Genomic DNA, 21,586 nt, shown 5'->3' on the forward strand with positions numbered 1-21,586 from the left:
TCGAGGGGGAAATGATGGAGTCAAGCATGTCCAATGCGGACCACGACGTCTGCGTCGTGGGACTGGGGTACGTCGGCGTCACGCTCACCGCGGCCCTGCTGAAGACCGGCAAGAGCGTCCTGGGGTACGAGCACAACAAGGCCGTCGCCGAGGACCTCGACGCCGGCGTGCTCCAACTCGCCGAGCCCGGCGTCGAGGAGGTCGTCCGCGCGTCCGTCGGAAGCCGGCTGCGGGTCACCTCCGAGCTCGGGGCCGGCCCGCTCCCGCCGGTGGTCATCATCTGCGTCGGCACCCCGATCGAGGCCGGCGGCACCGACCCCGACCTGCGGCACCTCCAGGCGGCGGTGGAGACCATCGCCGAGGGGATCGACGAGCAGACCCTGGTGATCGTCCGCAGCACGGTGCCGGTCGGCACCACCCGCAACCTGGTCCTCCCCCTGCTGCGCCGCAGAGTCGCCCGGCCGCTGGTCGCCTTCTGCCCCGAACGGACCATCCAGGGCAAGGCGCTGGACGAGCTGCTCTCCCTGCCGCAGATCGTCGGCGGCATCGACGACGAATCGGTGCGCCGGGCCACCGAGCTGTTCGCCTCGCAGACGCCCACCGTGGTGCCGGTCTCCTCGGTCGAGGCCGCCGAGATGATCAAGCTGATCTGCAACTGCCACACCGACCTGATCTACGGGTTCGGCAACGAGGTGGCACTGATGGCCGAGAAGCTCGGCCTGGACGCGGTGGAGCTGATCCGGAGCGCCAACTCCGGCTACCCGCGGCCCGACCTCAGCCTCCCCGGGTTCGTCGGCGGCAGCTGCCTCACCAAGGACCCGTACCTGCTGATGCACGCGCTCAAGCCGCACGACCACACGCCCGGCATGATCGCCGCGGCCCGGCAGCTCAACGAGTCGCTGCCGCGCCGGATCGGCGAGCGCGTGCTGGCCGCGCTGTGGGAGCAGGGCTGCGACCCGGCCGGCGCCCGCGTGCTGGTGTCCGGCTTCGCCTACAAGGGCCAGCCCGAGACCGACGACCTGCGCGGCGCCGCCTACGAGGGACTGCTGGAACTGCTGCGCGGCCGGGTCGGCGAGATCGTCGGCCACGACTTCGCGGTACCGCGCGAGCGCATCGCCGCGCTCGGCGTACGCCCCGTGGACCTGGCCGAGGGCTTCGCGGGCGCCCACGCCGCCGTGGTCCTCAACAACCACCTCTCCTACCGCGACCAGGACCTGGACGCGCTGACGGCCACCATGCGGCCGCCGGCGGTGGTCTACGACACCTGGCGCATCCTTCCCGCCACGTCGAACGTAATGAGGCTCGGCCATGCGTAAGAAGATCCTGATCACGGGCGGCGCCGGATTCATCGGCATGCACCTGGCCCGCCGGCTGGCCGACGAGCACGACGTCACCGTCGTCGACGACTTCAGCCGCGGCCGCCGCGACACCGAGCTCGACGAACTCCGCTCCAGGGTCACCGTGGTGACCCACGACCTGACCCTGCCGCTGCCCGCCGGCCTGCCGCGCGACTTCGACGAGGTCTACCACCTCGCCGCCGTCGTCGGCGTCGTCTACTCCAACGAGGAACCGCAGCGGGTGCTGCGCACCAACCTGCTGTCCACCATCCACGTCCTGGACTGGTTCAAGGAGCTCGACGGGGCCACCCTCTGCTTCGCCTCCTCCAGCGAGGCCTACTCCGGCAGCGTCACCGCGGGCGTGGCGCCGGTCCCGACGCCCGAGGACGTGCAGCTGGTCGTCTCCGACCCGGCCGTGGCCCGCTCCTCGTACGGCTTCAGCAAGATCGCCGGCGAGCTGCTGTGCCGCAACTACGCCCAGGCGTACGGCTTCCCGCTGCGCATGGTCCGCTTCCACAACGTCTACGGGCCCCGCATGGGCTACGAGCACGTCATCCCGCAGTTCATCGAACGGCTGCTGGACGGCGCCGACCCGTTCCAGATCCACGGCGCCGACCAGTTCCGGGCGTTCTGCTACGTCGACGACGCCGTCGAGGCCATCGCCGCGCTGACCGCGCTGCCGGCCAAGGAGACCCTCCTGGTCAACGTCGGCAACGACCGCGAGGAGATCCGCATCGACGACCTCGCCCGCGTGGTCTTCGACGTGGCCGGCCGCCACCCGGAGCTCGACGTCCACCCGGCGCCGCCGCTCTCCCCGGAGCGCCGCGTCCCGGACATCTCCCTGCTGCGCTCCCTGACCGGCTACGAACCGCGCACCGGCCTCAGCGAGGGCGTCCGCCGCACCCACGCGTGGTACGCCGCCGCCCGGGAGCAGCGGGCATGACGTCGGTGCGGGTGGTCCACCGCGGCTACTTCCCGGCCCGCGCCGGCGCCGAGGTGATGGCCCAGTACCTCGCCGAGTCGCTGCGCCGGCGCGGCCACCGGGTCGCGCTCTACTGCAGCGGCATGGACGAGGAGTCCGCCCGCTGGATGGCCTCGGCGGGGGTCGAGGTCGGCGTGCTGCCGGCCGCCGCCCCGCCCGGGGACCGGCCCGACCTGGTCCACGCCCTCGACTGCGTGTGGCCGGACTACCCGCAGGCCGCGCTCCGGCTCGCCCGGGCGTGGCGGGTGCCCTTCGCGTTCACCCCGGCCTCCGCCCCCGGCGTGTGGCAGGACCGGCAGGCCGTCCTGGACGTCGCCCGGGCGGCGGACGCCGTCTTCGTGCTCACCGAGGCGGAACGCCGGGTGTTCGCCGGCGCCGGCGTCGCCCCGTCGGCCCTGCACCTCATCGGGCAGGGCCCGCACCTGGGCAGCACCGCACCCGACGGCGCGGCCTTCCGGGCCCGGCACGGCATCGACGGGCCGATGGTCCTCTTCCTGGGCCGGAAGATGCGCACCAAGGGCTACGAACTGCTGCTGCGGGCCGCCCGCACCGTGTGGGCGGACCACCCCGGCGCCCGGTTCGTGTTCGCCGGGCCCGACTGGGACGACGACTGCGCCGAGGTGTTCGCCGCCCACCGGGACCCGCGGATCCTCGACCTCGGCCTGGTCGACGAGGCCGAGAAGGCGGACGCCCTCGCCGCCTGCGACCTGTTCTGCCTGCCGTCCACCGTGGACGTCTTCCCACTGGTCTTCGTCGAGGCGTGGGCCAGCGGGAAACCGGTGGTCTCGGCCGCCTTCGAGGGCGGCGAGGAGGTCGTCCGGCACGGCGTGGACGGTCTGCTGTGCGACCCACGCCCGGACGCCGTCGCGGCGGCCGTCGGCCGGCTGCTCGGCGACCCGGCCGCGGCCCGGGCCATGGGCGCGGCCGGACGCGCCCGCACCGAGCGGGAACTGGGCTGGGAGGCGGTGACCGACCGGGTCGAGGCCGTCTACGCCCGGCTCACCGCGCACCCGGCCGGCTCCGCCGGCACCCCTTAGGCCGCTCTCAGGCCGTGCCCCAGCGGTCCCGCCCGGCCGGCGGGACCCCGGGGGCGCCCCGCGCCCGCCGCCCGGCACTCCCGCCGCCGGCGCCGGGCGCACCGTGCCCGATGCACACGCACGCGGCACCCGATCGAACACCGCGCACCACCGGCGCGCGGGGGGATGGTGGAAAGATGTCCGACTGGAAGGTGAACCTCTACCGGCCGCGGCTCGGCCCGGCCGAGGCCGATGCCGTGGCGGCCGTGCTGCGCTCGGGCTGGCTGTCCAACGGGCCGGTGACCCGGGAGTTCGAGGAGGCCTTCGCCCGGTTCGCGGGCACCGACGACGCCGTCGCGGTCAGCAGCGGCACGGCCGCCCTGCACCTGGCCTTCCTCGCCCTCGGCCTCGGCCCCGGCGACGAGGTGGTGCTCCCGTCGCTGAGCTTCGTCTCCGCGGCGGCCGTGGTCACCCTCTGCGGAGCCACCCCGGTCTTCGCCGACATCACCGGCCCGGACGACCTGTGCGTGGCACCCGGCGACGTCGCCGCCCGCATCACCCCCCGGACCAAGGCCGTCGTCGCCATGCACTACGGCGGGGAGGCGGCCGACCTGCCCGCGCTCGCCGCCCTCGCCCGCGAGCACGGCGTGGCCCTCGTCGAGGACGCCGCGCACGCCCCCGCGACCCGCTCCGCGCACGGCGCGCTGGGCACCGTCGGCGACATCGGCTGCTACAGCTTCTTCGCCACCAAGAACCTGGCCACCGGAGAGGGCGGCATGGTGGTCGCCCGCGACCCGCAGCTGCGGGACCGGATCCGCCGGCTGCGCTCGCACGCGCTCACCGTCAGCGCCCAGGACCGCCACCGCGGCGGCCCCTCCCTCTACGACGTCGACTCCTTCGGCCTCAACTACCGCCCGACCGAACTCGGCAGCGCCATCGGCCTGGTGCAGCTGGCCGACCTGCCCGGGCGGCAGCGGCGCCGGCAGGAGATCGTCACCCGCTACCGCCGCGCGCTCGCCGGCACCCCCGGTCTCGGCCTGCCCTACCACGACCGGCCCGTGGAACGCGCGGCCCACCACCTCTTCGCGGTCCTGCTGCCCCGGGGCGCGGCCCGCGGCACGGTCCAGGACGCCCTGCGCGCGGCCGGCGTGCAGAGCGGGGTGCACTATCCGCCCAGCCACCTGTTCACCGCATACCGGGAACGCTTCGGCTGCCGGCAGGGCGACCTCCCCGTCACCGAGGCGGTGATGGAACGCCAGCTGTCGCTGCCGCTGCACGTGGACATGTCCGACGACGACACGGACCTGGTCGTCCACGCCCTGCGCGACGCCCTGTCGGCCGCCGGGGCGGGCGCATGAGCACGCACCCGGCCCACCGCCACACCCTCCGGGACGGCGGGTTCCTGCGGGACGGCGAGCCGTACTTCAGCGTGGGCTTCAACTACCACCCCTCGTCCACCGGATGCGACTACTGGCGGGACTTCGACCCCGAGCGGATCGGCGCCGACTTCGCCCGGATGGCCGAACTCGGCTTCAACACCGTCCGGTTCTTCGTCTTCTGGGCCGACTTCGAGCCCGAGCCCGGCGTGTACGACCCGGTCGCCACCGAGCGGCTGCGGACCTTCGCCTCCCTCGCCGCCCGCCACCGGCTGCAACTGCTGCCGTCGCTGCTGACCATCTGGATGAACGGTCAGCGCTTCGACCCGCCCTGGCGGGCCGGCCGGGACCTCTGGCACGACCCGGAGATGACCGAGCGCCAGCTCGGCTACGTCCGGCACGTCGCCCGGAACCTGCGCGAGACCGGCGACGTCCTCGCCTACGACCTCGGCGACGAGGTCATCCACGTCGACGCGGCCGCCTCCGGGTCGCTCGGCCCCGAGGGCGTCCGCCGCTGGTGGGGCCTGCTGGCCGGGGCGGTCCGCGAGGCCCACCCCGGCGCCCTGGTGCTCCAGGCCAACGAGGCGTCGGCGGTCACCGGGGAGCACTCCTTCCGCCCCGAGCACGCCGCGCCGCTGGACCTGGTGGGCCTGCACGGCTTCCCGGTGTGGACCCCGTTCCACATGGAGTCCGTCGCCGCGCCCAAGGCGAGCTCCTTCGTGCCGTACCTGGTGCGCCGCGGGCTCGCCCACCGCCCGGTGCTGGTCGACGAGCTCGGCAGCTACGGCTGCGACGAGGAGACCGCCCGGGACTACCTGACGGCCGCCGCCCACGCCGCGCTGGCCGCCGGCGCCTGCGGGGTGATCGTCTGGTGCTGGCAGGACTTCACCACCACCCGCAAGCCCTACGCCCTGCGCCCCAACGAACGCTTCGTGGGCCTGCTGCACGCCGACGGCACACCCAAACCGGCCATGGCGGCCTTCCGGGAGTTCGCCCGGCGGGCCACCGGCGAACTGGCCGGGTTCCGCCCGCTGCCGGCCCCCGTCGGCATCCACCTCACGGAGCACCGGGAGGAGGGCGACGCGGGCTACCTCGCGAGCGGCGGTTCCGACGCGGCGGCCGGCTTCTACGCCGCCCAGCTGCTGCAACGCGCCCACCTGCCGTACGCGTTCACCTCCGGCGTCCCGGCCGCCCCGGACGGCCCCGGCGGCCACCGCATGCTGGTCTGCCCCTCCGTCCGCCACCTCACCCTGGCCGACCAGCAGGCCCTGGCCGGGTACGTGGCGGCCGGCGGCGTCCTGCTCTACACCGGCGGCGACCTGCTGCACGGCTTCGGCGGGGAGGAGCTGTTCGGGGTGCGGACCGCCGACTTCACCCTGCGGACGACCGACGTCGACTCCTTCACCTGGCAGGGCACCCGCTACCCGCTCGTCCGGGAGCCCGGCCAGCTCCCCGTGCTCGCCGCGACCACCGCCATGGTGCTCGCCACGTTCCCCGACGGCTCGCCCGCCCTCACCCGGCACCGCCACGGCCAGGGCGTCGCGTACCACCTCAACGCCCCGTTCGAGCGGCAGCTGAACGCCCCCTACCGGCTCCAGGAAGCCCCCTGGCACCGGCTGTACGCCGGCATCGCCGCCGCCGAGGGCCTCACCGACGAGCTGCCGGCCGGACCCACCGCGGACAGCCCCGACGTCGAGGTCACCGTCCTCGGCCGCGGGGACGAGCGCTGCGCACTGGTGATCAACCACGCCCCCCGCCCGGTCCGCACCACCCTCCACCACGGCGGCCGCGCCGAACCCCTCGACCTCGGCCCCAAGGCCGTGCACCTGACCACCTGGACCGAACGACGGAAGGCCCACGCGTGATCATCGACGCCCATGTCCACGCGGGCGAGTACTACCGGCACTACACCGCCGCCTTCGCCGAGGAGATGACGGCCACCACCGGCATGCCGCCGGAGGCCCTCACCGCACCGGAGGGCCGGCTCCTGGACCGCATGGACGAGGCCGGGGTGGACCGTGCCTTCCTCCTCGCCTTCGACGTCCAGCGGATCGAGGGCTTCAAGGTCCCCAACGAGTTCGTCGCCGGGATCTGCGCCCGCCACCCCGACCGGTTCACCGGCTTCGCCTCGGTCGACGCCGGCACCCCCGGCGCCGCGGACGAACTCCGGCGGGCCGTCACCGAGCTGGGGCTCGCCGGACTCAAGACCGCCCCCTGCTACCTGCGCATGTCCCCGGCCGACCCGCGCTGGAACGACGTGTACGAGGTCGCCCAGGAACTGGACGTCCCGGTCCTGGTGCACACCGGCTACACCCCGGCGAAGAAGGCCGACCCGCGGTACTTCTCCCCCCGGCTGCTGGACCGGGTCGCCACCGACTTCCCCGGCCTGCGGCTGATCCTCGCCCACCTCGGCACACCCTGGACCGACACCGCACTGGACCTGATGTCCCGGCACCCGCGGGTCCACGCCGACCTGTCGATCTTCAGCTGGTACCGCCCGGCCACCACGGTCGCCGCCGCCCTGGCCCGGGCCCGCTCCCTCGGTGTCCTGGACCGCCTGCTGTGGGGCACCGACCACCCCTTCTGCACCATGACCGACTCGCTGTCCCGGATGCGCGAGCTCGCCACCGACGACTCGCTCTGGCCCGACGGCACCGCCCTGACCCCGGCCGAGTACGCGTCCCTGACGGGCGGCGCGGCGGCCGGGCTCCTCGCCGCGACCCACGGGGGAACGAACCGATGAAGACCCTGCAATGGCACGCCCCCTACGACGTCCGCGTCCAGGACGCCCCCGTGCCAGGCCTCGCCGCCCCGGGCGACGCCCTGGTCCGGGTGGTCCGCTCCGCGATCTGCGGCACCGACCTCCACCCCTACCGCGGCGAGATACCCGGCTTCACCCCGGGCACCGTCACCGGCCACGAGTTCACCGGAGTCATCGAGGAGACCGGACCCGGCGTGCGCGGCTTCAGGCCCGGCGACCGGGTGGTCGCCTCCGACGTCATCGCCTGCGGCGACTGCTGGTACTGCCGGCGCGGCTGGCACTACCAGTGCGCCGAGGTCGGCCTGTTCGGCTACGACACCGTCGTCGGCTCCACGGCGGTGGCCGGCGGCCACGCCGAGTACGTCCGGGTGCCGTTCGCCGACACCGTGCTCAGCCCCGTCCCCGACGACGTCACCGACGAGCAGGCCCTGTTCGTCGGTGACGTCCTCGCCACCGGCTACGCCGCCGCCGAACGCGCCGGGGTCCGGCCCGGCGACACCGTCGCCGTGGTCGGCTGCGGCCCGGTCGGCCTGATGGCCCTCAAGGCGGCCGAGCTCATGGGCGCGGCCCGCGTGCTGGCGATCGACCCGGCCGCCGCCCGGCGCGCCATGGCCGAGTCCCAGGGCGCGGTGCCCCTGGAGACCGGCGACGACCTCGCCGGGCGGGTCCGCGAACTGACCGGCGGCCGTGGCGCCGACGTGGTCCTCGAAGCCGTCGGGGCGGACGCCTCGCTGCTGAGCTCGCTGGAGATCGTCCGGCCGCTCGGCACCGTCTGCGCCGTGGGCGCGCACGCCTCCGCGGCCATGCCGATGCCCACCGGGCTCGCCTTCGGCAAGGAGCTCACCCTCCGGTTCGCCGTCGGCGACCCGATCAGCTCCCGCGACCGGCTGATGCCGCTGATCCGCAACGGCCGCATCGACCCCGCCTTCGTCATCTCCCACCGGTTCCCGCTCGCCGAGGCCGCCGAAGGCTTCCGGGTGTTCGACGCCGGCCAGGCCACGAAGGTGGTACTCGTCCCGTGAACTCCCCCCGGTCTCAAGGCGTTCTGACGGCAGCGCCGGACACCCTCCCCGCCCTGCTGGCGCAGCGGGTCCGCAGCACCCCCGACGCCGACGCCCTCCGCTGCGGCGGCACCCGGCTCAGCTACCGGGAACTCGACCGGCGGGCCACGCTGCTGGCGGGCCGGCTGCGCCGGGCCGGCGTCGGCCCGGACGTCCCCGTCGGCATCCACCTGCACCGCTCGGTGGAACTGGCCGTCGCCCTGTTCGCCGTGCTGAAGGCGGGCGGCGCGTGCGTACCGCTGGACCCGGCCTACCCGGCCGAGCGGCTCGCCTTCGTCCTCGGCGACGTCCGGGCCCCGGTGCTGCTCACCGGCACCGGCCCGGCCGGCCGGCTCCCCGGGCACACCGCCCGCGTCCTGCTCGTGGAGGACACCGGGGACGGGACGCCGCCCGCGGACGGCGCCGCCGACGACGCGGACACCGGGCCCGGGCCGCACGCCGGGCACCTGGGCTGGATCGCCTACACCTCCGGGTCCACCGGCCGCCCCAAGGGCGTCCCGCTCGGCCAGGGGGCGCTCGCCGCGCTGGCCCGGGGCATCGCCGGCCGCCTGGACCTCACCCCGGCCGACCGGGTCCTGCAGTTCGCCTCCATCGGCTTCTCGGTGGCCGCCGAGGAGGTCCTGTCCACCTGGGCCGCCGGAGCCTGTCTGGTCATGGACCCCGAGGGCGAACTGGCCGACAGCGCCCGGCTGCTCGCCCTGGTCGAACGCGAACGCGTCTCCGTCCTCCAGCTGACCCCGTCCTACTGGTACGAGTGGCTGCGCGAACTCGACGGCGGGCAGGGGCCGGCCGCCCCGCCCTCACTCCGGCTGCTCGTCGTCGGCAGCGAACCCGTGGCCGTCGACCGGGTCGCCGACTGGTGCGCCACCGGGGTCCGCCTGGTCCAGGAGTACGGCGCCACCGAGGCCACCGTCTCGCAGCTGCTGTACGAGACCCAGGCCGGCCCGCAGGAGATCCGCGGCTGGGACCGGCTGCCCATCGGCACCCCGCTGCCGGGGGTCCGCGCCCACGTCCTGGACGACCGGCTGGAACCCGTGCCCGACGGCGAGGCCGGTGAGCTCTACCTGGGCGGCCCCGGGGTCTCGCGCGGCTACCTCGGGCTCCCCGCCCTCACCGCCGACCGGTTCCTGCCCGACCCGTTCACCGACCGGCCCGGCGGCCGGATGTACCGGACCCGCGACCTGGCCCGCCGCCTGCCCGGCGGGGCGCTGGAGTTCCTCGGGCGCATCGACTACCAGCTCAACATCCGCGGCATCCGCATCGAGCCCGGCGAGGTCGAGAACGCCATCGGCCAGTTCCCGGGCGTCCTGGAGAGCGCCGTACTGGCCCGGCCCGACGACTCCGGCGCCGACCAGCTGGCCGCCTGCGTGGTGTGGGCGGGGGAGCCGCAGGTACGGGCCCTGCGCGCCCGGCTCCGCGCGGTGCTGCCGCCGGCCCTGGTCCCCGCCAGGTTCGCGGCCCTGCCCGCCCTCCCGCTCAACGCCAACGGCAAGGTGGACCGGCAGGCCCTGCGCACCCTCCCCCTGGACCTGTCCGCCGGCCCGGCCGGCACGGGCGCGGGCACCCCGCTGACCCCGCTTCAGGCGACGCTGACCGACGTCTGGGAGGAGGTCCTCGGCACCGCCCCGGTCGGGCCGGACGACGACTTCTTCGAGCTCGGCGGTGACTCCCTGACCGCCGTCCGGCTGGCCGCCGCCTGCCGCGCCCGGCTCGGCAGGGACGTCCGCCAGCGCACCCTGTTCCGGGCGCCCACGGTGGCCGCGCTCGCCGCGGAGCTCGGGGGCGCCGCCCCGGACGCCGTCCCGCCGCAGCCGCTCCCCGCCCCCGGGCCGGCCGACGGTGAGGGCCGGTCCGGGACCGTCCCTGCCTCCTTCGCCCAGCAGCAGATGTGGCTGCTGCACAAGCTGGCCCCCGGCTCACCCCGGTTCAACGAACCGGTGGTGCTGCGGCTCTCCGGACCGCTGGACCGTGCCGCCCTGCACACGGCGCTGGGCGCCCTGGTCGCCCGGCACGCCGCCCTGCGCACCGTGTTCGCGACCGAGGACGGCCTGCCGGTGCAGGTCCTGCGGGACCCCTACCGGCCGCAGCTGCCCCTGCTGGACCTGACCGGGCAGGGCCGGGACGCGGCCGACGCGGTGGTGGCGCGGCTGGTGCGCGAGCCCTTCGACCTGACCCGGGACCGGCTGCTGCGGGCCTGGCTGGTCCGCCGCGGCCCCGAGGACCACCTGCTGGTGCTGGTCCTGCACCACATCGTCTTCGACGGCGGCTCGATGGAGGTCCTCTTCGACGAGCTCGGCCCGCTGTACGCCGCCGCCGCGGCCGGCACCGACGCCGCGCTGCCCGCCCCCGCCGCCGCCTACGCCGACTGGGCCCGCGAGCAGCACCGGCAGGCGGCCGAGCAGGGGTACGACGAGCAGCTGGCGTACTGGCGCAAGCAGCTCGCGGGGGCACCGGAGACCACCCGGCTGCCCGCCGCCCCGGACGGTCCGGCCCCCGCCGGCCCCGGTCGCGGCGGGAGCGCCGGCCGGGGCGCCGTGCACGCCTTCTCCGTGCCCGCCCCGCTCACCGCCCGGCTTCGGGAACTCGCCGGGGCCGAGCGGGCCACGCTGTTCACGGTGCTGCTGAGCGCCTTCCAGGAGCAGGTGCACCGGGCCACGGGCGCCCGCGACCTGGTCGTGGGCACCCTCACCTCGGGCCGTGACCGGCCCGAACTGGACGGGGTGATGGGCATGTTCGTCAACACCCTGTGCCTGCGCACCGAGCTGGAGCCCCGGCGGTCGTTCCGCGAGCTGCTGTCCTCGGTGCGCCGCACCGTGCGGGAGGCGCTCGCCCACCAGGACGTGCCGTTCGAGCGGGTGGTGGAGGAGCTCAGGCCCGCCCGCGGCCGCGGGCACGGCCTGTTCTTCCAGCTGATGTTCTCCTACGGCAGCACCCCGTCCCGGGGTCCCGCACTGCCGGGCCTGGAGTGCGCGGTGGTGCCCTGCGACACCGGCACCGCGAAGTTCGACCTCACCCTCGCGCTGGACGAGGACGGCGCGGGCGGCCTCACCGGCCGGCTGGAGCACGACCTCGACCGCATCGGCACGGAGGCCGCCCGGGAGCTCGCCGAGGGCTACCTCGCCCTGCTGCAGCGGGCCGCCGACGATCCCGGCCACCGGGTGGGTGCCGGATGACCGGGACCCGGACACGTCCCGCGGCGGACGGCCGCTCCGGCACGGGTTCAGGCCGCGGGACCGCCCCGCAGGGGCAGCCGGCGGGCCACCTCGGCCATCAGGGCCCGCTCGTGCTCGCGCAGGTAGAAGTGGCCGCCGGGGTAGGTCAGCACCTCGGACCCGGCGCCGGTGACCTCCTCCCAGCTGGCCAGCTCGGCCACCGGGCAGGCCGGGTCGTCCTCGCCGCCGAACACGGTGACCGGCACGTCCAGCCGCTGCGCGGGCGCCGCCGGCCGGTAGCGGTCCAGCATGGTGTAGTCGGCGCGCAGCGACGGCATCAGCAGCTCCCGCATCTCCGGGTGCCGGTAGGCGTCGGCGTCGGTGCCGGACAGCGCCCGCACCACGGCGATCAGCGACTCGTCGTCCAGGCCGGGACGCCGCCGGTCGCCGTAGCCGACGTGCGGGGCACCGCGCCCGGACACCAGCAGCCGCGGCACCTCCTGCCCGTCCTGCCTCAGGGCGCGGGCCACCTCGTAGGCCACCGCCGAACCCATGCTGTGCCCGAACAGCACCAGGGGGAGGCCGGCATGGGCCTTCAGGGCCACCGTGACCGCGGCGGCGAGCTCCGGGAGGGACTCGAAGCAGGGCTCGACGATCCGGTTCTGCCGTCCGGGGTACTGCACGGCCAGCATCTCGACACCGTCCGGCAGCAGGTGCGGCCAGCCCAGGTATGCGGTCGCGGCGCCGCCCGCGTGCGGGAAGCACACCAGCCGCACCCGGGCGCCGTCGACCGGGTACCTCCGGAACCAGGGATCGCCGTGGTCCACCCTCGGACGCCGCGCCGCCACCCCGACCACCCCGTTCCCGCCCGCGCCCCGCAGCCCCCGGCGGGCGGCGGGGCGACCGGCCACTTGATCAACGGCGTCACCCTACCAACGGGCTCTTCCCGCCCCGCCGCTGACTTTCGACCCGAGCCGCACTGGAGCACCGCATGACCACGGCACCGACCGACCACTGGACACCCTGCACCGCGATCGACCAGAAGCGGCTGTACGACCTCTACACCAGCGTGCCCACGGCCGCCGGGTACGAGGAGATGCTCGGGATGGAGGAGCGCTGGATCGACGCCATCGCCGAGGGCCACCGGCGCAGCGCCCCGCAGTTCGGCTCGCACACCGAGCTGTTGCGCGAGCTGTCCGGCTTCCTCGCCCGGGAGGGCGCGGTGGCCTCCGACAGCCACCGGTTCCTCGCCGAGGAGGCGACCCTCGACCAGTTCCGCGTCGTCGTGGGCGAGTTCGCCCTCGACGGGCTCACCGAGTCGCTCAACCTGCTGCCCGTGGTCCCGCGGCTGCCCTACAAGGCCGGGATGGCCGTCTTCCGTGTGATGGTGGACGAACTGGGCTGCGGCAACGAGGACCAGGCGCACTCGGAGCTGTACCGCGAGCTGCTGCGCGAGCTGGACATGCCGACCGAGGTCGAGGCGTACCGCGCCGGGTCCAGCCCGCAGAGCCACGCCTACGTCAACATGTTCCACTGGCTGGCCTCACGCGCGCCCTCCCCGGAGTACTTCCTCGGCGGCTACGCGTACTTCGAGGCCAGCGTGCTCTACGGGTTCCGCAGCTTCGCCCAGGCCGCCCGGCGGCTCGGCCTGAAGGCGGGCCGGTACTACACCGAGCACCTGTACATCGACACCTTCCACAGCAAGCAGATGCGGGTGGCGATCCGGGAGACCCAGGCGGCTCGCGGGCTGGACCTGGCCAAGGTGTGGGCCGGGGTCGAGCTGACCAGCGCGATCGTGCACGACGCCACGGAGACGGCGATCTCCCTGGCCCGGGAGGCGGGCCGGGCATGACCACCACCGCTTCCGGGGGCGTGCAGGACGACGGCGCCCGGCGGACCGCCTCCCGCCCGCAGGGCGCCGGGCAGCCGGACGGCGGGCCGGCCCCGCAGGACCCCCGGGTCCGGCAGGTCAGCGAGCGGCTGATCCTGATCGAGGCGGGCGGCCGGCGGCTGCTCACCGACGCCGCCTGCCCGCACCGCAGGGGCCGGATGCGCTACGGCCACCTGGACGCCGAGCGGATGCTGCTCCGCTGCCCGCTGCACCACTCCGCCTTCGACCTCGACAGCGGCGGCCGCCGCGTCGCCGGACCGGCCTGCGAGGCGCTGCGGATCGTCGCGGAGCTGCCGGCCGGGGCGCCCGTACCGCCGGAGGACGAACTGCGCCGTCTGGAGGGGAGACTCGATGCGGCGGACTGACCCCGGCCCCGCACCGGCGGACGGGCGGCGCGGGTCAGCCCGCGGTCGCGGCCACGGGAGCCTCGGCGCCGTCCTGGCCGGCGAGTTCGGCGAGCAGGACCGCCCGGAGCTCCTCGTAGGCCGGTGCGAGCTCGCGCAGACCGGCCACCACCGCCGCGTCGTCCAGGGTGACCAGCGGATACTGCAGGCCGCCCAGGATCCGTGCCTGGCGGGTCAGCACGGCGGCCGAGCCGGTGAAGCCGATGCCCGCCAGGCAGTCGGCCGCGTCCGAGGTGCGCCGGGCACCGGCCCGGAGGGAGAACCTCTCCATCATCTGCCGGATGTCCGGGTCCAGCCCGTCCGCCACCTGCTCCGCGAGCCGTTCCAGGCCCGCGGCGCCGCCGAGCGAGCCGGGCGGCAGGTCGGACCCGGAGCCGGTCTCGTGGGCCCGCAGCAGCTCCGCGGCCCGCGGCAGCGAGGCCCGTACGGCCTCGGCCGGAGCGGTCTTGCGGCTGCGGGTGAAGCCGGTCCGCATCACGAAGGGCCGCTCCGTGTAGTCGATCTGCTCGGCCTGCCAGGCGGCGAGGAAGGCCGGCACCGGCAGTGTCGCCCACGGGTGACCGTGCGGGTCGTGGAAGACCACGGTGTCCTTCTCGACGGCCACCACCAGGACGTAGTGGTCGGCACCGACGGCCGTACCGGAGCCGGGCTGCTGGAGCAGCAGGCCCATCTCCAGCGGCCCCGCCAGCACCGGGCCCCGCTCCACCGCCCGGCGCAGCCGCTCCCCGGCCTCCTCCAGGCTCCCACCGTCGGTGCGCAGGCACTCCCATCCGAGCAGCCCGAGCGCCGACTCCAGCCCGTTCTCCGGGTCCCAGCCGAAGGGGTCGAAGAACGGCAGCGTCCCGTCGATCAGCTGGAAGCCGAACGGTGACCCGGTCAGCACCTCCAGCACCGGCGTGCCGGGCGAAGCCGGCCCCAGCGCCATGGCGAGCGAGTTGGAGAAGCAGTACGGGCCGGAGCCGATGTAGGGGAACAACACAACCTCATCACTCGGAACTTGACAGCACGATCCCGCTCACCTTAGGCACCCGCGCCTGGCCCCCACCACCCGGCTCACAGCGCACCACCTCCGCAGAAGGGACTTGATCATGCACGCTTTCATCATGGCCGGTGGCAAGGGCATCCGGCTGCGGCCCTACACCACCGCGCTGCCCAAGCCCCTGGTCCCCATCGGCGACCAGCACGCGATCCTGGAGATCGTGATGCGCCAGCTGTCCGCGGCCGGTTTCACCCGGGTCACCCTCGCGATCGGCCACCTCGGCCACATCATCCGCGCCTATGTCGGCGACGGCAGCCAGTGGGGCCTGGAGGTCGAGTACGCGGTGGAGGACAGCCCGCTCGGCACCCTCGGCCCGCTGGTCGTGATGCGCGACCGGCTGCCGGAGCACTTCCTCGTGATGAACGGGGACATCCTCACCTCGCTGGACTACGCCGCGGTGCTGGAGCGGCACCGCACCGCGGGGGCCCCGCTGACCATCGCCACCCACGACCGGCAGGTGACCATCGACTTCGGCGTGCTCTCCACCGACGACGGCCACGTCACCGGGTTCCGGGAGAAGCCGAGCCTGGCCTACCAGGTGTCGATGGGCGTGTACGGGCTGAGCCGCACGACCCTGGAGGGCTACCACCCGGGCCTGCCGCTGGGCTTCGACGAACTGGTCCTGGACCTGCTGAAGCAGGGCACGCCCCCGGCGACGTACGAGTTCGACGGCTACTGGATGGACATCGGCCGTCCCGAGGACTACGACCGGGCGAACACGGAGTTCGTCACCCACCGCGACCTGCTGCTCGGCCGCGGCTGAGGGCGCCGGGACTCAGGTGGTCGAACCCCTGGCGCGAGCGCATCGGTGGACATCCCCGTGACAGCATCGCTGAGGTGCAGGAAGACCCTCTCCCCCGAAGCGGGTTCCGTCTACGCCTGGGGAACGGCGGAAGACGTCACCGGGAGCATCCTGATCGACCCGGAGGGATCGGTCGCCCGCCCCTGCACGCCGGAGGGAACACCCCTCGGCGACATGCTCCTCGACAAGAGCGTCGGGAATGTGGAACGCCCCGACCCGGACCCGAGGCTCCGCCGTGCCTTCCTGATCGTGGCATCGGCGACCCTCCAGGAAGGGGAGCGGCAGGGGCGACTGCCTGACGAGATCACGCGTACCTCCCGGTAGGCGCCTCACCATCCGAGAGGCCGTGCTCTCCCCCGGAGCCCGGCCTCTCGGCGCGGCTGTGCTGACTTCGGCCCGTCAGGGTGAATCTTGGTGGCGTTCCTGATGGGCACGGAGCGGTGGCTGTGTCCCGTGGTGTGTGAGATACGGCGACGGGGGCGGGCTGACCGCCGCGGGGCGTCGGCGCCGGGAGCCGGTACGGAGGCAGGCCCCGAGCCGGCCGACCAACTGGCCGCCGAATACACCGTCGGCCATAGATTCGGTACCCCTGGCGCCAGCCGTGCTTCCTGTATACGCGGCCGACCCGGCCATAGCCTCTCCAGCGGACCGAATAAGGTCGGCCTCTGCCTGCCACGTAGCCCTTGGCCCCTTCCCAGCCGCCACGCCACGTGGCAGCCCAGTATCCGCCGATGTGACGCTTCTTCCGATGCGTGGAGTAGCGGTATGAGATGGCTCCAGTGATGGCCCCTGCAGCCACCGCACAGGCTGAGGCACCCCAGCCAGAGGTGACGAAGGAACAACCGAATGCCAGCCCCAAGGTCACGGCTCCCTGATGTCTGCCGACCCACCTGCCGACTCTACGCACCGACGCCGCCTCCTCCTCCGGCCCGGTCGCCGACGCCCCCGACGCGGCGTCCGACGCCGACACGCCCGACGGGGCGCTCGCGGCCTCGCTGACCGCCGCCGCGCCCGACGCCGCCACGGTGTCGACCGGCGCCACCGCCTACCACCAGTCGTTCACCTTCGACTGGCTTGGCAACCGCGCCACGATGACGGAACACAACACGGCCGACGCGACGAAGGACCTCGGCTTCGTCTACAGCTACGGAAAGACAGTCACGGGCGCCACACCGGCCCAGACCGTCACCACCCAGCCCCACACCCTGTCCTGGATCGGGTCCGCGCCCTCCGGCCAGGGCAGTTCCTACAGCTATGACGCCACCGGAAACACCGAGGTCCGCGACCTGCCGGCGACCACCCAGTCACTGAAGTGGTCGCCCGACAACAAACTGGAGTCTTTGACCGACGACGGAAACAAGACGTCGTACATCTACGACGCGTCGGGCAACCGGCTGCTGGAACACTGACCGTCGGGGGCGACCCTCCACCTCGGCGAGACCGAACTGACCACCGATGCCACCGGAAAGATCACGCGTGCCTCCCGGTCCTACGCGCATCCCGGAGCGCCGACCGTCGTCCGGACCGCGACCAACGGCGCCACCACCGGCCACAAGCTCCACGTTCTGATCGCGGACCACCTCGGCACGGCCGGCACATCGGTCGAACTGTCCGGCACCCAGCCGGTCACCCGGCGCGAGTTCAAGCCGTACGGCGAGTCCCGCGGCCCGAGGCCGGCGAGCTGGCCCAACAAGCGGGGCTACCTCGGCGTCGGTATCGACGACTCGGCGACCGGACTGACCCACATCGGAGCGCGCGAGTACGACCAGAACGCCGGCCGCTTCCTGTCCGCCGACCCGGTCACCGACCTGGCCGATCCGCTGCAGATGAACGGATACGCCTACAGCAACGGCAGCCCCGTCAGCAAGAGCGACCCCACCGGACTGCTCTTCTGCTACTGCTCATGGCTGGGCAACCAAGGCTCGGGCGGCGGCGGTGGCGGCGGCGGTGACACCGGCGCTAGCGGTGACACCGGCACCGACCAGAGCGGTGGTGGCGGCACGCCCGTCGTTCAACGCAACGGCGGACAGACCAATCTCGGCAACTGCCTGTCCCGGCAGAACACCGCCCACGACGCCGCCGTCTGTGCCACCGGCTTCGCCGCCGCGTCGTGGGCGAAGAAGTACGAGGTCGAAGGGTTCGTCACCGTCGACGTCGGGCGCGGCGGCCACGCGGCCAACGAGATCCCCGGCGCCAAGGCCGACGGATCCGGGGCCGACGGCAGGGCCGACGTCATCTTCTGGTCCAATGGCACCGTGTACATCTGGGAAGTGAAGCCCACGGCCTCCAAGAAGCCGAAGCCGGGCGACCAGGCGGCGGCGAAGAAGCACACGTACGCCTTCGAGGACGGCCCCGACCAGCTCACGCGTTACGTCGACAAGCTGGAGGACCACCTGGGCTCGAAGGGCGACACGCGCAGAGTCGCCAGAGGACCCGCACTCGCCACGGCGAAGTTCGCCTTCGGCAAGGACCGCACGGGCACCGTGTGGAGCGACAAGGACGGCGACTACGAAGGCATGCGCTACTACGGAGTCGATCCCAAGCGCAAGAGAACGCCGTCGCCCTCGCCGGGACCCGGCCCCAGCCCGACTTCCTCGACGGTCTCACGCCCGTCGGCGAAGTCGGGGGCCGAGCCCAAGCCGTCGGCCACCGGCATGGCGAACCCCCCCCGAGCCCGGCCAGCCCTGGTGGAGCTCGGAGTGGGGCAGGGCGGTGGTCGCCGTCGGCTCTCCGCTCCTCCTGTTCGCGGCGCCGAGTGGTGGCGGCGGGGTTGCCGTGGGCACCACGGTGACCGTCGGCGGCACGGTGCTCTACGAGCTCGCGGCATAGGCATGCTCGCCACCGGCCGGGACGACCCGGCCGGTGGTTAGTGGTCTGCGTCGTAAGTCCTTCGGGGGTTGATCATGTTGCCGGAGCGGCGGAGGATTCTTCTGGGTGATCGGCGGTGTGCCGGTCGAGCCTGGCCAGCAGATCGTCCAGGTCGGCGGTGGTGAACTTCCACTGGAACGGCTGTGCCGTGGCGTTGTAGCGGTCTTCGAAGGCTCGGAGCCGGTCCGCGACCTCGTTGAGGTCGGTGAAGTCGTTGGGTGTCACGACCTTGCGCTGCACGACGGAGAAGTAGATCTCCACCTGGTTTAACCAGGAGGCGTGGACCGGGGTGTGGACGAGGATCGCGTTCGGGTAGGCGGCTCTCAGCCGGTCGGCGGCCTTCTTGCCGCGGTGGGAGGAGCCGTTGTCCACGACCCAGAACACGCGTTTCGCGCTGGCGTAGGGCTCTTGGGTCATGACCTGGTCGACCAGGGCCATGAACGGGGCGATGCCGGTTTTCGGCTCGCAGCGGCCGAAGGTCTTCGCGCGGTGGACGTCGTAGGCGGCCAGGTAGGCCAGGGCGCCGCCGCGGCCGTAGGTGTGGTTCACCCGCATAGCCCTGGCCTGCCCGGGGGCCAGGGTGGGGTGGCAGCGGCAGCGGGCCTGGATCGAGGTCTTCTCATCCGCGCTGATCACGTACTCGTCCGCGCTGAGCGCTGCGCCGTTCCAGATGCGGGCATAGAGGTCGAGCACGCGCTCGGCCCTGGCCCGGAAGGCCGGGTCGGTGATGAAGATCCAGGACTGGTACTGCCAGGGCTTGAGTGCGTCCTGCCTGAGCCAGCGCCGCACGGTGGAGGCGGAGATCGCGCCGGCGATGGCGCGGGCGACGACCTCGCGGGCCAGCTCCGGGGCCGACCAGCGCGAGAGCGGTGTGCCGCTCTCGGCAGGCAGTTGGCAGGCCAGGGCCTTGACCTGGGCGGTCTGCAGCGGTGTGAAGGAGGCGGGACGCCCGGAGCGCTTGCGGTCGGACAGGGCGGGCAGCCGGTGCTCGGCAAACCGGCCGCGCCAGGTGCGGACGGTGTCCAGGTGCAGCCCCATCTCGCGGGCGATGCGGGCGTTGGGTCGGCCCCGGGCCGCATGCAGGACGACCTGGGCACGCTGACGGAGCCGGTGCTCGGTCTTGTGGCCGTAGGCCATCGTCTTGAGCCGCTTGCGCTCGGAGGCGGTCAGGGCCACGAGACGGGCAGGGGCAACAGGCAGGCGGGCAAGCCGATCACGAGAAGTGGATCATGACAGGCCGTATCCTGCCGCCCCCCGATCGCCGGCCCTCCGGCAGGATGTCCGCTGTGCCAACGCCCTCGGAACGTTCCCGGCTCCAGCTCGAGCTGTACCTGAACATGCGGGCCAAGGCCGCCTGGCCGCAGCTGGCCGGCCTGCGCGTACGCCACCGGGGCCAGTACGCCTACGTGGACGGCGAACTGGCCGACGGCCAGAGCGTCAAGCTGATGCGCCTGCGCTACCAGGGCACCGCCAGCCGTTGGGGCTTCGCCCTGCACGACCCGGCCAGCGACCGCTACCAGGACGCCCTCCTGCCCACGAGCAGTGGCAGCGGCAGCCCCGAGAACGCCCTCGACACCGCCTGCCATCTTCACCTCACCGGCCTCGGCACCTGACAGCGAACACGCCAACAACCAGCTCGGGCCGAGAACAGGGCTCAGGAGCGGCCGTGTTCTGTCCGCTCGAGGCTCTCGACCGTGATGTGTGGATGCTCGGGCGGCGTGTGGCCGGTGTCCCTCACTGTCAGTTCCGTCGGCCATGAGGTGCCCGGGTACAGGCCGACGACGTCCATCGACGCGCCTGCTGTCGCGTCGAATCCGTCGGGGCCGGTGACGCGGATGGTGAAGCTGTAGTAGGCGCGCTTCCTGCCACTGTTAGTGACCTTGACAGGTATGGTCAGCACGTCGCCGTTGACCGTCGGGGTATACACCGTCAGATCGTTTTTCCCCGCTACGGGATTTCCGAAGTCCTCGTCACCTTCTGCGATTCCCGTGAGGGGCGAAGGGATGATGGCCTCGCCAGGCGGTGCTGCTTCCCTTCGCTGTTGCTCGGCCTTGTCCGCGGCTGACTCCGTCTTCTTCTCTTCCGGGATTCCGGATGAGGAAGGAGAAACGGATGGTTTCGGAGACGGGCTGACCGGGCTGCCGTCCCTGATGGATCGAACCTCTCCCCGGTCGGCGCTGCTGTGCTGAGCGCCGGTGTGATCGGATCCGCACCCCACCAGGACAAGAGCGCTCGACAGGGTGGCAGCTACGGCGAGGGGCGCGCTGGTACGCAGAGTTCTGGGCATGATCAATCACACGCCGCGACGGTGGTGACTCGGTCGATGATCGGGACACCGTTCGACCACATGATGGCCGTCACTGCGGAGCAGTCCACCCAGGAGCCGCTGCCGGTGGCTTCGTACTTCACTGGTCCCGCGTACTGCGAGAAGGTGCCTTCATCCACCTTGCACGTCACGCCGGACTTGTTCGGGCACAGCTTGAGCTTCATCTTCTTCGCGGTGCCGAGGTTGTTGTCGAAGACTGCGCACGCCCCGTACTTGCCGGACGCGTACTTGGTGTAGGTGAACAGCGTCCCGAATCGCCGTGCGTCCGGAAGGCGTTCCGCGTATTCCAGCTGGTAGCCGCTCCCGCACAGCGTGGCGGTGGCCCGGACCGCTGCCGGATCCTCGGCTGCGATGGCGCGGGTCTGCGGGCTGCGTGCGGCGGCTTCGGAGAACTCGACGCTGGTGCCGGCCACGACGCTGGTGGCGCCCGTGGAAGCGCGGTCCTCGGCCGCCAGGGCCTGGGGAGCGGTTAAGAGGCCGGAGACGACAGCAGCGGCCGGGACAACGGTGCCTATCAGTGTGCGCATGGGACTGCGATGTTCCCTTCTTCGATCGGGCTGTTTGAGAGCAC

General features: G+C 73.3%; 20 protein-coding genes. 15 read left to right on the forward strand and 5 right to left on the reverse strand.

Annotated features, from left to right (window positions below; translation table 11 throughout):
- The first annotated feature begins 26 nt into the window (after window positions 1-26).
- From AC5K6T_RS12350 to AC5K6T_RS12385, 8 genes are all read left to right on the forward strand, one after another.
- Window positions 27-1,316 (forward strand): nucleotide sugar dehydrogenase, encoded by a 1,290-nt coding sequence (locus AC5K6T_RS12350; protein ID WP_493208409.1) that lies wholly within the window; start codon window positions 27-29, stop codon window positions 1,314-1,316.
- A complete protein-coding gene (locus AC5K6T_RS12355; protein ID WP_493208411.1) occupies window positions 1,309-2,280 on the forward strand; it encodes an NAD-dependent epimerase/dehydratase family protein in 972 nt (323 codons plus the stop codon). The genes AC5K6T_RS12350 and AC5K6T_RS12355 overlap by 8 nt, the downstream gene beginning before the upstream one ends.
- Entirely contained in the window at window positions 2,277-3,356 is a 1,080-nt protein-coding gene (locus AC5K6T_RS12360) for a glycosyltransferase family 4 protein (RefSeq protein WP_493208413.1), read from the forward strand. Before AC5K6T_RS12355 ends, AC5K6T_RS12360 begins: the two co-directional genes overlap by 4 nt.
- Before the next feature lie 176 nt (window positions 3,357-3,532).
- On the forward strand, window positions 3,533-4,693 hold the full coding sequence (locus tag AC5K6T_RS12365) for a DegT/DnrJ/EryC1/StrS family aminotransferase (RefSeq protein WP_493208415.1): 1,161 nt from the start codon (window positions 3,533-3,535) through the stop codon (window positions 4,691-4,693).
- Window positions 4,690-6,576: a hypothetical protein gene (locus tag AC5K6T_RS12370; protein WP_493208417.1), complete on the forward strand. Its 1,887-nt coding sequence runs from the start codon at window positions 4,690-4,692 to the stop codon at window positions 6,574-6,576. Before AC5K6T_RS12365 ends, AC5K6T_RS12370 begins: the two co-directional genes overlap by 4 nt.
- On the forward strand, window positions 6,573-7,454 hold the full coding sequence (locus tag AC5K6T_RS12375; protein ID WP_493208419.1) for an amidohydrolase family protein: 882 nt from the start codon (window positions 6,573-6,575) through the stop codon (window positions 7,452-7,454). The genes AC5K6T_RS12370 and AC5K6T_RS12375 overlap by 4 nt, the downstream gene beginning before the upstream one ends.
- Window positions 7,451-8,494: an alcohol dehydrogenase family protein gene (locus tag AC5K6T_RS12380; protein ID WP_493208421.1), complete on the forward strand. Its 1,044-nt coding sequence runs from the start codon at window positions 7,451-7,453 to the stop codon at window positions 8,492-8,494. Before AC5K6T_RS12375 ends, AC5K6T_RS12380 begins: the two co-directional genes overlap by 4 nt.
- Window positions 8,491-11,706: an amino acid adenylation domain-containing protein gene (locus AC5K6T_RS12385; RefSeq protein WP_493208423.1), complete on the forward strand. Its 3,216-nt coding sequence runs from the start codon at window positions 8,491-8,493 to the stop codon at window positions 11,704-11,706. Before AC5K6T_RS12380 ends, AC5K6T_RS12385 begins: the two co-directional genes overlap by 4 nt.
- A gap of 47 nt (window positions 11,707-11,753) precedes the next feature.
- Here the strand turns inward: AC5K6T_RS12385 and AC5K6T_RS12390 are convergent, their stop codons facing one another.
- The gene (locus AC5K6T_RS12390) at window positions 11,754-12,596 is read right to left on the reverse strand and encodes a thioesterase II family protein (RefSeq protein ID WP_493208425.1); all 843 of its coding nucleotides are present in this window, start codon (window positions 12,594-12,596) and stop codon (window positions 11,754-11,756) included.
- A gap of 80 nt (window positions 12,597-12,676) precedes the next feature.
- Here AC5K6T_RS12390 and AC5K6T_RS12395 point away from each other — a divergent pair, with 80 nt between their 5' ends.
- Together AC5K6T_RS12395 and AC5K6T_RS12400 are read left to right on the forward strand one after the other, a co-directional pair.
- Complete coding sequence (locus tag AC5K6T_RS12395) at window positions 12,677-13,537, forward strand: iron-containing redox enzyme family protein (protein WP_493208427.1); 861 nt, start codon at window positions 12,677-12,679, stop codon at window positions 13,535-13,537.
- Window positions 13,534-13,941: a Rieske (2Fe-2S) protein gene (locus AC5K6T_RS12400; RefSeq protein WP_493208429.1), complete on the forward strand. Its 408-nt coding sequence runs from the start codon at window positions 13,534-13,536 to the stop codon at window positions 13,939-13,941. The genes AC5K6T_RS12395 and AC5K6T_RS12400 overlap by 4 nt, the downstream gene beginning before the upstream one ends.
- Before the next feature lie 34 nt (window positions 13,942-13,975).
- Here the strand turns inward: AC5K6T_RS12400 and AC5K6T_RS12405 are convergent, their stop codons facing one another.
- Entirely contained in the window at window positions 13,976-14,956 is a 981-nt protein-coding gene (locus tag AC5K6T_RS12405; RefSeq protein ID WP_493208431.1) for a YobF C-terminal domain-containing protein, read from the reverse strand.
- A 112-nt stretch (window positions 14,957-15,068) separates the two neighbouring features.
- Between AC5K6T_RS12405 and AC5K6T_RS12410 the strand changes: the two genes are divergently transcribed.
- The 4 genes from AC5K6T_RS12410 to AC5K6T_RS12425 all read left to right on the forward strand — a co-directional run bounded on the left by AC5K6T_RS12410 (window position 15,069) and on the right by AC5K6T_RS12425 (window position 18,691).
- Window positions 15,069-15,782, forward strand: a complete 714-nt coding sequence (locus AC5K6T_RS12410) for a sugar phosphate nucleotidyltransferase (RefSeq protein WP_493208433.1) — start codon at window positions 15,069-15,071, stop codon at window positions 15,780-15,782.
- A 57-nt stretch (window positions 15,783-15,839) separates the two neighbouring features.
- Complete coding sequence (locus AC5K6T_RS12415) at window positions 15,840-16,145, forward strand: hypothetical protein (RefSeq protein WP_493208435.1); 306 nt, start codon at window positions 15,840-15,842, stop codon at window positions 16,143-16,145.
- A 701-nt stretch (window positions 16,146-16,846) separates the two neighbouring features.
- On the forward strand, window positions 16,847-17,230 hold the full coding sequence (locus AC5K6T_RS12420) for a hypothetical protein (RefSeq protein WP_493208436.1): 384 nt from the start codon (window positions 16,847-16,849) through the stop codon (window positions 17,228-17,230).
- A gap of 198 nt (window positions 17,231-17,428) precedes the next feature.
- Window positions 17,429-18,691 carry an RHS repeat-associated core domain-containing protein gene (locus tag AC5K6T_RS12425; RefSeq protein WP_493209324.1) on the forward strand — a complete coding sequence of 421 codons (1,263 nt, stop codon included), beginning with the start codon at window positions 17,429-17,431 and terminating at the stop codon, window positions 18,689-18,691.
- A 31-nt stretch (window positions 18,692-18,722) separates the two neighbouring features.
- On the opposite strand, the gene AC5K6T_RS12430 is transcribed toward AC5K6T_RS12425, so the two are convergent.
- Complete coding sequence (locus AC5K6T_RS12430) at window positions 18,723-19,865, reverse strand: IS630 family transposase (RefSeq protein WP_493208438.1); 1,143 nt, start codon at window positions 19,863-19,865, stop codon at window positions 18,723-18,725.
- A 110-nt stretch (window positions 19,866-19,975) separates the two neighbouring features.
- On the opposite strand from AC5K6T_RS12430, the gene AC5K6T_RS12435 reads away from it, so the two are divergent.
- Window positions 19,976-20,302 (forward strand): hypothetical protein, encoded by a 327-nt coding sequence (locus tag AC5K6T_RS12435; protein ID WP_493208440.1) that lies wholly within the window; start codon window positions 19,976-19,978, stop codon window positions 20,300-20,302.
- Between the two features lie 41 nt (window positions 20,303-20,343).
- On the opposite strand, the gene AC5K6T_RS12440 is transcribed toward AC5K6T_RS12435, so the two are convergent.
- Together AC5K6T_RS12440 and AC5K6T_RS12445 are read right to left on the reverse strand one after the other, a co-directional pair.
- On the reverse strand, window positions 20,344-20,976 hold the full coding sequence (locus AC5K6T_RS12440; RefSeq protein ID WP_493208442.1) for a hypothetical protein: 633 nt from the start codon (window positions 20,974-20,976) through the stop codon (window positions 20,344-20,346).
- Between the two features lie 2 nt (window positions 20,977-20,978).
- The gene (locus tag AC5K6T_RS12445; RefSeq protein WP_493208444.1) at window positions 20,979-21,542 is read right to left on the reverse strand and encodes a hypothetical protein; all 564 of its coding nucleotides are present in this window, start codon (window positions 21,540-21,542) and stop codon (window positions 20,979-20,981) included.
- Between the last annotated feature and the right edge of the window lie 44 nt (window positions 21,543-21,586).

The organism is Streptomyces sp. B8-7, assembly GCF_058833805.1.

Coding starts and splice junctions, on each gene's coding strand:
- AC5K6T_RS12350 (WP_493208409.1), top strand. CDS start 27: ATGTCCAATGCGGACCACGACGTCTGCGTCGTGGGACTGGGGTACGTC.
- AC5K6T_RS12355 (WP_493208411.1), top strand. CDS start 1,309: ATGCGTAAGAAGATCCTGATCACGGGCGGCGCCGGATTCATCGGCATG.
- AC5K6T_RS12380 (WP_493208421.1), top strand. CDS start 7,451: ATGAAGACCCTGCAATGGCACGCCCCCTACGACGTCCGCGTCCAGGAC.
- AC5K6T_RS12400 (WP_493208429.1), top strand. CDS start 13,534: ATGACCACCACCGCTTCCGGGGGCGTGCAGGACGACGGCGCCCGGCGG.
- AC5K6T_RS12365 (WP_493208415.1), top strand. CDS start 3,533: ATGTCCGACTGGAAGGTGAACCTCTACCGGCCGCGGCTCGGCCCGGCC.
- AC5K6T_RS12370 (WP_493208417.1), top strand. CDS start 4,690: ATGAGCACGCACCCGGCCCACCGCCACACCCTCCGGGACGGCGGGTTC.
- AC5K6T_RS12440 (WP_493208442.1), bottom strand. CDS start 20,976: ATGCCCAGAACTCTGCGTACCAGCGCGCCCCTCGCCGTAGCTGCCACC.
- AC5K6T_RS12445 (WP_493208444.1), bottom strand. CDS start 21,542: ATGCGCACACTGATAGGCACCGTTGTCCCGGCCGCTGCTGTCGTCTCC.
- AC5K6T_RS12395 (WP_493208427.1), top strand. CDS start 12,677: ATGACCACGGCACCGACCGACCACTGGACACCCTGCACCGCGATCGAC.
- AC5K6T_RS12410 (WP_493208433.1), top strand. CDS start 15,069: ATGCACGCTTTCATCATGGCCGGTGGCAAGGGCATCCGGCTGCGGCCC.
- AC5K6T_RS12360 (WP_493208413.1), top strand. CDS start 2,277: ATGACGTCGGTGCGGGTGGTCCACCGCGGCTACTTCCCGGCCCGCGCC.